This window comes from Pseudomonas sp. Leaf129, from assembly GCF_001423465.1.
In the GTDB taxonomy this organism is placed as follows: domain Bacteria; phylum Pseudomonadota; class Gammaproteobacteria; order Pseudomonadales; family Pseudomonadaceae; genus Aquipseudomonas; species Aquipseudomonas coleopterorum.
Map to the genome: position 1 here is coordinate 511,148 of NZ_LMOC01000008.1, position 8,606 is coordinate 519,753.

Here is an 8,606-nt window from a genome sequence, read left to right on the forward strand (position 1 = left end):
TGTTGGAATCCCAGAGATGCTGACTCCAATTACCTTACCTGCGTCATACTCAATAACATGCCCACCTGGGCCGTTTGGAGTTATCTTCCCATATCTCAAAGCATTATCAACGAAAGTAGAAACATCGTTAGAGATGTCCCCTTAGAAAACTTACTTACATTTGCAAACCCCGAGCCTGGGCCATGGCGATAGAATACATGCTCAATGCCTGTCATAACGCCGCCTTTTTTATAACTGCTCGCGCTCCACGATGCATCTATTTGTCTAGGCGCTGGTAGTGCCTTAATTGCATTTTCGCCGACAGTGCCTTTCGTGCCACTCGCAATACCCCCACCCGGCACCCCCTCCGCCCGCACCGAACTTCCTGGCCCTGCCGCCAGCTTACCCGCTTCATTGATCAACGCAACCTGCAACGCATACTTCGCCGCTGTGGTTCCGTAGTCCTTTATCGGGTTTACATCGCCTGGATAGGTTTGCGATGAAAACGAGTCCGCGACCTTTTGCCCTTGGGTGTATTCATAAGGTGCGAAGTAGTCCCGCGTAGCCTCTACGCCATCCAGGAATGAGGCAGCACCACCCACACCCGCCAATACCGGCAACGCACAGCCGACCCCTGTTATGCATGCAGGCGTCGAGACGACAGCTAGGCCAGATCCGCTTGCCGCTCCTGCTGCGCCGGCCACTGCGCGGCCCACCGAGTTGCCCTTGCTGAGTATCGGGTCTTCGCGCAGCAGGGTGTCGTTCGCGGCGTCCCACCTCGAGTATTCCTCGAAGGCGCCGGACGCTCGCAGCGTTGCCAGTTCGACACTGTACTGTGCACCGGTTTTTTCCAGCTCCACAAAACGCTGGCGATTGGGATCGTCATCCGGCACCGAGGCGCTGCAATGGGTCATGGCACAGGCAGCGGCTGCAAGCCGGGCGGCGTTTTGAGGATCTGCTTTCTGCAACTCCTCTAACTTGAGGGTTTCCTTATAGTGCAGTTGGCGGTTGTAGTTGTCCGCCATTTGCGCAACGTAGGCCGCTTTCCCGATATCGCCTTCACGGAGGCCTGCTGCCGTTATTCCGACGATCTATAGGAGTGCAGCGCCCGGCTTAGGGCAAAACCACGATCCATGTTACCGTGGACAAAAAACACCTCTAAAGGGCGGCTCTTCTAGATGGAGCATCATCTCAATGATTATTTTCTAGATTTTTTTGCTTCGCTCTCACAATTGTCCCAAGGTATTACCAGTAAAATATCTGGTATCGGTATCTCCTGCAGGCTCAAGCCCGCCATAAAATATTTTCATGTTAAATTTTGTTGAAAGTCTTTCAGCATATCTTTGTGCGGCAAGCATCACGTGGTCGATAGCAATCGGCGGGACATCACTGAAAGATAGTTCAACGTCAACTTTTCCTTCATACTTTACTACTCTTAACCAAACCAAACGCAGACTTATTACTCCCAAAAAATTTAATTCATGCAACTGCTCCACCATACATACATTCCCTACATAGGAAATAGCTTTATCAATTAATCTCTTGCTGATCCTTGCTGAACTTATCTCTCCAAGATCCTCAGAAACAACTAAGCCTGAGACAGTTCGAGATTCCCTCTCGATAAACCTAACCAACTTATACAAGTCATCAAACGCAACTTGCTCAAAGATAATCTCATAACACTCAGACATATATCATTAATCAATAAAACCCTTGAAAGTATTGTCCATGTTCAACCTAACACCGCGACCATCGGGCAGCCGTTTCTCCATAAAATTAAGCCCTTTATCAGTTGTAACCGGTTTAAACTCCCCTGGCGCTCGTGCAATTTCGCGTAAGTGCTTCATTGCCTGATCGTTCCACGCGCTCATCGACCCTGTGGTTTTACCCCAAATGTCTGGATTTCTGCCAGCATGCTTAGACAGTGCGTGACAGATTACTGTGCTGTCCTTGTAGGGGCTGGGGTAGAATCAAGAACCGTTTTAATCTCACCAAAAAACGCAGCTCTTTTCGCCCCGACTAATCATTGGCTATGGGCAGTACTCTACCATATAATTATTTTCTAGCTCTTGTTGTATCGATTTTGCTAGTTGCATACCTTCAGCTATGTGCCGAAGCTCTGCCTCAGACGTAGTGAAGCCGGAATCTGGCGGGTAGTCACTGTTGAACGTCGCCTGATACTCACCGTCCCACTTACTAATTTTGGCCCTCAGTTCCTGAGAAATAGGCAGATCTTCAATATCAATGTGCCCCATGCTATCCGGATCTGGGCAGAAAATCGGCCCAGCCAAATACTCACTCGTCAATCTTAACCTGATCATTTCAATGGCTTCCAAGAGCTGACCGGATTGGCTCGAACCACGAATCCGTTTGAGCTAACACCAACAGCGATATTTTTTCAACACCATTGTAAGTGATGCGATACACGTTGGCCGAACCATTGGTCCCGACAACTCCTCCGCGCTCAAGAGCATTCATCACACACTTGGAATGTTATCCCGGGATATTCCTTTATTAATAAATTCGACTTCGTGTCGCTTGTAGATGTCTTGCAAACCGGCGGCATCAGTACCATTTTCCAGCCAGACGGTTCTGCGGTCTGGCAGTCTACGGATATCAACCACATTTTCTGGTGTGATCTTAGTGCCGACAGGCAAGCCCGAGATCAATTCGTCTCTTGTCAGAGTCGAACCTGAAACTCCTATCGCCCCACCCGCACTCCGCACTCCCCCCTACCCGCCTTCCCCCCAACCGCCAACATAGCGTCGCGAATCACCTCCTTCCGGGCGGCGCTGAACCCTAGCCGGTTTTGCAGCTCCTGCAAAAACTAAATCGACCTTAGCGCCCGCAGTGACCTGTGCCAAAGCTTTTTGAAATTCATTGTTCTTGGCCAGCAGAAGCGCAGAGACGTGCTGAACGCCCTGTGGATCTTAAAGCACGCAACGTGGTATTTCTCTGATAAGCCTACTAAACTTGTGCTTCTTTTCACCTAAAAGTCATATTCTCGCCGACAATAGATGAAGCCATCGAGGCAATCAAGACGCCCTATTGATCCAAGTAAGAATTTACAATCCAAATCCACATGCGAAATTTTTTCTCGATCAATCGAAGCTGAGATATCTGTCGCAACAACCTCCAAACTTTCCCAGTCAAACTCCGTAGGCGGTCTGTCGAGATAGTAAATGATACACAATTTTCCATTATCTGAAAGCGAAGTCGCAACTGCTCTGATTGCTGGATATATCTCGCCAATCAGAGCACGCCAAACACACAAGACTAACCAATCCGGGACAGACTTCATGGTTTCACTCCGACCGTTGTTGGATTTGTTGACACCAGCGGCTTAAGCTATTTTTCTAGCAGATCCTCGACCGTAAGCCTATCAATTTCTCTGAAGACTACTTCTATCTCGTGCCCTTCGTCACCAACCCAATCAAACACCGCGTCACGTAAAATCTCAAGGTATACCTGTAGATCCTCTCTTGGCAATCCTGGAAGAGTCACATGTACAAGGACGATTTTGCGGCATGGAATCCAGCTAAGATCTCTTAAGCAATCATATAAGGCATCCCAATTAAATCCAAAATACCCAGGCAACCACAGTAGGTAATACAGCGCTCTTATCAATTCCTCTGCAACCCCAATGGACGGGTCAATCCGCACATAAAAAACCTCGGCCGCGTCATATGAAGGCGGGATGTCCACAAACTTGAATGGCAACATTTTCGACAGGCCTCAATTTTTTATCGGGATGAAGGTTTTGTAGTAGTCGGCTGTGTAATACATTTCGCCGCCTTTTCCTACGACGATTCGCTGAGGTCCTGGCCCTGCAATGCCGGACGTAGGATGGACGTATTCAGCGTAGTAACCGGCTGGTTTCTGCGGCAGATCCGATGCGCGATTCTGGAATATAGAGCTGTTGTTTCGATCAGGGAAATATTCATCTGACTTTATCCGATCCAAGGTTGCGCCAAGATCAACTGTGCCTTGGAGGACCTGACCAGTTTTTTGATCAACAACCTTGATGCTATCGATGAATCGAGTGGTATCTTTTGCACCGAAAGTACGGCTTTAAAAATATTAGCTCCATCATCAACGGCTGATGATGCATCATATATTGCTGCGGTCGCTGCCATAAGCGAATCCTCTCCACCAGCTAAGGACAGCGCCGATACAGCCCGAGCTTGGCTAAACAGCTGAAGGCCTTCTCCATTTAAGCTTTGCCCTTCGTCCAGGCTGTCTTGCAAGTCAAAATACTTCTCATCTAACCGTGCAGTTAAAGTATCTAGCCCAGAAACCTGATCAGTCGTGGGTTTATTACCAGATTGTAGATACCTAAGAGACTCGGCAACGATAGACACTTCTACTCGGCAGGCCTGTAAGGCAATTTCGCAAGCCATTTTTACAGCATGTCTTCGTTGTTCCTCACTAACTACCTTAATTTTTTCTACAAGGCTTTCCTTAACTATATCTAAACGCATGATTATTATTTAGCCTCTGGCAGTGGCTTTAATAGCGCGGACACATCCTGTGCGCTCTTTTAACTACGACTGCCAGAATGTCAGACAGACACCATATTCATCGAGAAGATCGTCAGCAATTTCAAACTGAAATACCTTCTCTGGAAAGGCATCGGATAACGCGCGCCTCCAATATCTAGTGATCTGTTCGGCAAATAAATGACAAAGACGATAATCTTTTTCCGACAGGCCCACTTTAAATACGGGTCGACCCGGTGCATCCTCCCACTTTGAAAAGAACTGATTTATTGAAAAAATATTTCTGTATCGTTCAACGTCTCTACGCGATGTATTTTGTTCCAACACACTAGATTCGGTCTCAACCAGCCCGTTCAAATGAATTTTTTGCGGATCGTATTGCTGAGCGTTAGGCAGCCAGAAAATGTGACCATTGACCTCAATAAAATCAGGAGAGAGCAAACCCAGAACAGAAATTGCCTGTTCTAATGAAACCAAGTTCCCTACATATGAAAAAAACTCCCCGGAGCCAATATCTGAAACAAACAGACTCAACGACTCTTTAGAAATATTTCCCTGATAAATTTTCATCATTCCAACCCCAAGCTATCAAGAACCGACTGAGGAACATTCCCCTCCAAAACTTTTGTATCACTTCCCTTCTTGGGGAAATATGTTCCATTCGGAGCTTGGTTCCATTCGACCACCTTAATCCGAGAGCTAGACACATCACATAGTGCACGCCCCTCAGGACCGTAGACAACAACATGCCCATTTCCAAGATTTGCATAAGAATCTGGAGTTTGCCCTTGCAACGGATACTGAACACCACCACGCGTTCCCGTGAACGTCACATTCGTTTCCCTGAGTCCCTTGGTATAATCTAAATCAATAGTATTACCGGCAGAGTCCGTAATGAACCTGGGTGTATTTGGAGCGTTAGTGGTTGCTTTCGCCCCACCCGCCTTCCCCTACCCGCCTTCCCCCCAACCGCCATCGACGCAGCCGCCACCATAGCGTCGCGAATCATCTAGTTCCGGGCGTCGCTGAACCCTAGCCGGTTTTGCAGCTCCTGCACAACCGAATCGACCTTGGTGCCCGCTGTGACCTGTGCCAATGCGTTTTGAACTTCATTGTTCTCGGCCAGCAGAAGCGCAAAGACATGCTGAGCATTGGGGGCCACAGCCGTTGCTGCGAGGTCTTTGAGCTGCTCTGCTCTGCTCTGCTCTGCTCTGCTCTGGCCTGAGCATTGGCTACCATCGACGATGTGGTGGCACAGGAGTCAGGGTTGGTAGCGCAAGACTGGAACGCTGCAATTTCCTGCTCACGGCTCAGCCTAACGAACTTTTGAAGAACATCCTCTGAGCAACCACCGTCTTTGGCGGCGCAGGCGTTGAGCTCATTGGCTGCGCGCGTGAGGTCGCTGTGGCTCAGGTGGTTGTATTGCGTAGCTGTCGCTGCAATGTCGGCTGCGACCTGAGGATCGCCGCCTGTCACCACGCTGGACAGCAGGCCTACCACATTCGACATGGCCAGCAGATTGGCCTTGGCCTGTTCGGCGCTCCCTTTGCCAGGCTCATAGCCTTCAGGCATGACCCGGTCCGCCAGGTAGCTGACCATGGCTTCAGTCGCGCCACCGGCCAGGGCACCGGTCTTGAAATCCTCGCCCATGGCCAATGCCGTCGTGCCGGCCACTATCTTTCTTGGGTTTTTTAGGCTCGACTCACGGCCAGATTGAGAGTCTGTTGGCGATAATACGTTTTAGATTGTTAATCCACCGATATTCTTAGATAAAGCAAGTGCTAAAAAACCCCGTTCACAGTCGTCAAATTCGCCAATTTTCTTAAGCACAAGGGCTTCCTTCTCGCACGCACAGCAAATAAGATCAAAATCATTTGATATATCTCCTGACCAACCTTTGCTTAAGGCACATCTCACATCAAAACTATTTGGTAATGCTGCAATATATGAACACCGTTCACCCACAATCAAATCGGACACGACTGCCAATGAATTTTTTGAAAACGGTACTGCCCCAAAAAATTTTAGCCCTCTATCAATCTCAATCATATTTTCAAACGAGCCACTCAGAAAAGACAGATCGAACCCTCTTGACTTAGACCCACCCCACAACCTTAGATAGCGTACTATCCGTGTATCTGGCTGCACCGCCGGATTACCTATGAAAAGCCACATGTCATAATTAGGAAACACTTGATTTATCCTATCATAAACCGCACCCAAGACAACGGTTAACGATTCATGCATTCCAACACAAGCCAAAAAACTTGCTGCACCCAGTTTTACCCTGCTAGCCGTATGCGAAGGCGAAAGATTAACTACTTCGTTTTTCGTAAAGACATCAAAAGTGCTGGATACCTGAATATCAATAGTCATAATGATTTCCAGATTCATCATTAAAATGAGGTCACCGATTTTTTCAACCCATTCAAGTTACAAATCCATTTGATAAAAGGTTATCACGGGGCCGTATTCCAGCTCTGAATTTGACACTTCAACATTAAACCTTTTATCAGGAAACTTGTCACTCAAGCTTAGTCGCCAAGACAATGCAATCATATCTGCTATTTATTTGAATACACGATCATCAATATCTTCTGAGCATCCGTCAAAGGTATCATAAATATGCGTATGATTAATCATCCTCTCCACAGCCTGCACATCACCGTGAAATTTCTGCAGCCAGCATCCAAACACATCAACATCGTAACTATTGGCTAAAAAAACCCCTCCCCCTGCAACAATCAAATCGGGAAATAATAGCTTTCCGAACAGCAAAAAATCTTCCGGATGGCACTCACCGCCTATATAAGATAACTCGTCAACACTACAACTTTCAGCCCACTGGCTTTTCCAGGCATTGTACCGAGCTAGGGCAACTAAAGGATTTAACATATTTACTTTTATCATGGCATTTAATCCGGATTAGCTAGTCTAGACGTTAACTTTGTAGACGGAGACTGAACCCTTATTGTTCCGTCGGTAGCTTATTTCTTCCGTACGCTATTACATGTGGTGTAGATAATGTCGCATGGGCCGCACATCACCACTTCCCACTCTTAAATAAAAGTGAAGCACTGTATTGGTCCTAGAATCTACAACCAACACATAGGCGCCATTGCTCCCATTCACTTTCCCCTGAACGTCCCAGCGAATCGCGCTTGGGACCCCCCGTGGATCGGTGACGGGAGACTTAGCCTCTATAATGTCCTGCATTAGGAATTTACACCAACGTCAAAACGATATGAGGCCGACTACCAAAAGCAAATCCACCCTAATATAGCAAGGCTATTATTTCTTGTTATCTGCCGTGTAAGCAGTTCATCTCCACCAAGCCTCATTCGCTCTATCTCAATCCAATGCAGATGACTATAGATGTCACTGCTCGTCTGCCCCACGTAGCATTTCGCAAATATCCGCTACGCTTATATCATATTCATCCTGGCCTCCAGATATATCTCTAACCCCAATTGGATCCCAGTCCTAGGCTGGGATCTTACGCACACTGGTCTCAAGATAATCTTTTGATCGACTCATTTTCTTGGTGCATTGGGAATGACGGTAACTACGCTCCCTAGAGACCCACTTGTAATGACTTGGACGTTATTAACCGAATCGTAGTAATCGATTGTCCCTTGACGCGTTGGGAAAACAACCCCATTTTGAATGGTATTTTGAACAACCCATAGTGGAATGCCGCGCCCTTGCATTTGGTCAATAGCATGAGCTGAATAGTCGATTTCATTGATAGTCGTTGCAGCAGTTGTTCCCCGAGGCCCTTTCATCAGGCTTCCGCTAGCACCTACGGTTGACAGCTGCTACCTAATTAGAGCTATGGCGGTGATCTTACACCACTAATTTACTGTTTTTTATTTCTGCAATTCCAGCAAATGGCTAAATGGACTTTCTCCTAAATCAAGCCCAATATCTTGAATTAGTAGAACAGCCTCATTGTATTCTTCTAACGTGATAGGGACATCGTATTCCCATATATAGTCACATAAAATCTCAAAAGCCAAACTTTCTTCATTGTACGCAACATAATCCAGAGCCCCCTGAAGAAGGTCAGCATTTAGCCGACCTTTAAACCTCATCCCAAATTCAATAATACGATCCGCGAACATAAAC

At 47.2% G+C, this 8,606-nt stretch carries 12 protein-coding genes; all 12 read right to left on the minus strand.

All coding sequences use genetic code 11. The features are described from left to right. Nucleotides 1-95 precede the first annotated feature (95 nt). A complete protein-coding gene (locus ASF66_RS22965) occupies nucleotides 96-1,004 on the minus strand; it encodes a hypothetical protein (protein ID WP_056844579.1) in 909 nt (302 codons plus the stop codon). A gap of 201 nt (nucleotides 1,005-1,205) precedes the next feature. Beyond that, nucleotides 1,206-1,670 carry a hypothetical protein gene (locus ASF66_RS22520; RefSeq protein ID WP_156463206.1) on the minus strand — a complete coding sequence of 155 codons (465 nt, stop codon included), beginning with the start codon at nucleotides 1,668-1,670 and terminating at the stop codon, nucleotides 1,206-1,208. Nucleotides 1,671-2,009: 339 nt separating this feature from the next. After that, nucleotides 2,010-2,315: a hypothetical protein gene (locus ASF66_RS16350; protein ID WP_156463207.1), complete on the minus strand. Its 306-nt coding sequence runs from the start codon at nucleotides 2,313-2,315 to the stop codon at nucleotides 2,010-2,012. A gap of 1,012 nt (nucleotides 2,316-3,327) precedes the next feature. Continuing rightward, nucleotides 3,328-3,702, minus strand: a complete 375-nt coding sequence (locus ASF66_RS16355; protein ID WP_056844581.1) for a barstar family protein — start codon at nucleotides 3,700-3,702, stop codon at nucleotides 3,328-3,330. Between the two features lie 12 nt (nucleotides 3,703-3,714). Further along, nucleotides 3,715-3,942 carry a ribonuclease domain-containing protein gene (locus tag ASF66_RS23310; protein ID WP_162240089.1) on the minus strand — a complete coding sequence of 76 codons (228 nt, stop codon included), beginning with the start codon at nucleotides 3,940-3,942 and terminating at the stop codon, nucleotides 3,715-3,717. Beyond that, a complete protein-coding gene (locus tag ASF66_RS22525) occupies nucleotides 3,930-4,460 on the minus strand; it encodes a hypothetical protein (RefSeq protein ID WP_156463208.1) in 531 nt (176 codons plus the stop codon). Before ASF66_RS22525 ends, ASF66_RS23310 begins: the two co-directional genes overlap by 13 nt. A 63-nt stretch (nucleotides 4,461-4,523) precedes the next feature. Continuing rightward, on the minus strand, nucleotides 4,524-5,048 hold the full coding sequence (locus ASF66_RS22175; RefSeq protein ID WP_082484701.1) for a hypothetical protein: 525 nt from the start codon (nucleotides 5,046-5,048) through the stop codon (nucleotides 4,524-4,526). Nucleotides 5,049-5,510: 462 nt separating this feature from the next. Then, nucleotides 5,511-6,152: a hypothetical protein gene (locus ASF66_RS16365; protein ID WP_056844583.1), complete on the minus strand. Its 642-nt coding sequence runs from the start codon at nucleotides 6,150-6,152 to the stop codon at nucleotides 5,511-5,513. A gap of 66 nt (nucleotides 6,153-6,218) precedes the next feature. Further along, entirely contained in the window at nucleotides 6,219-6,854 is a 636-nt protein-coding gene (locus ASF66_RS22530) for a hypothetical protein (RefSeq protein WP_156463209.1), read from the minus strand. A gap of 192 nt (nucleotides 6,855-7,046) precedes the next feature. Then, nucleotides 7,047-7,388, minus strand: coding sequence for a hypothetical protein (locus ASF66_RS22535; RefSeq protein WP_156463210.1), 342 nt, complete (start codon nucleotides 7,386-7,388; stop codon nucleotides 7,047-7,049). A 623-nt stretch (nucleotides 7,389-8,011) separates the two neighbouring features. Next, nucleotides 8,012-8,263, minus strand: coding sequence for a DUF4258 domain-containing protein (locus ASF66_RS22540; RefSeq protein ID WP_156463211.1), 252 nt, complete (start codon nucleotides 8,261-8,263; stop codon nucleotides 8,012-8,014). Between the two features lie 84 nt (nucleotides 8,264-8,347). Further along, nucleotides 8,348-8,602, minus strand: coding sequence for a MafI family immunity protein (locus tag ASF66_RS16370; RefSeq protein WP_056844584.1), 255 nt, complete (start codon nucleotides 8,600-8,602; stop codon nucleotides 8,348-8,350). Between the last annotated feature and the right edge of the window lie 4 nt (nucleotides 8,603-8,606).

Coding starts and splice junctions, on each gene's coding strand:
- ASF66_RS22965 (WP_056844579.1), bottom strand. CDS start 1,004: ATGGCGGACAACTACAACCGCCAACTGCACTATAAGGAAACCCTCAAG.
- ASF66_RS22520 (WP_156463206.1), bottom strand. CDS start 1,670: ATGTCTGAGTGTTATGAGATTATCTTTGAGCAAGTTGCGTTTGATGAC.
- ASF66_RS16355 (WP_056844581.1), bottom strand. CDS start 3,702: ATGTTGCCATTCAAGTTTGTGGACATCCCGCCTTCATATGACGCGGCC.
- ASF66_RS22525 (WP_156463208.1), bottom strand. CDS start 4,460: ATGCGTTTAGATATAGTTAAGGAAAGCCTTGTAGAAAAAATTAAGGTA.
- ASF66_RS22175 (WP_082484701.1), bottom strand. CDS start 5,048: ATGAAAATTTATCAGGGAAATATTTCTAAAGAGTCGTTGAGTCTGTTT.
- ASF66_RS22530 (WP_156463209.1), bottom strand. CDS start 6,854: ATGACTATTGATATTCAGGTATCCAGCACTTTTGATGTCTTTACGAAA.
- ASF66_RS22535 (WP_156463210.1), bottom strand. CDS start 7,388: ATGATAAAAGTAAATATGTTAAATCCTTTAGTTGCCCTAGCTCGGTAC.
- ASF66_RS22540 (WP_156463211.1), bottom strand. CDS start 8,263: ATGAAAGGGCCTCGGGGAACAACTGCTGCAACGACTATCAATGAAATC.
- ASF66_RS16370 (WP_056844584.1), bottom strand. CDS start 8,602: ATGTTCGCGGATCGTATTATTGAATTTGGGATGAGGTTTAAAGGTCGG.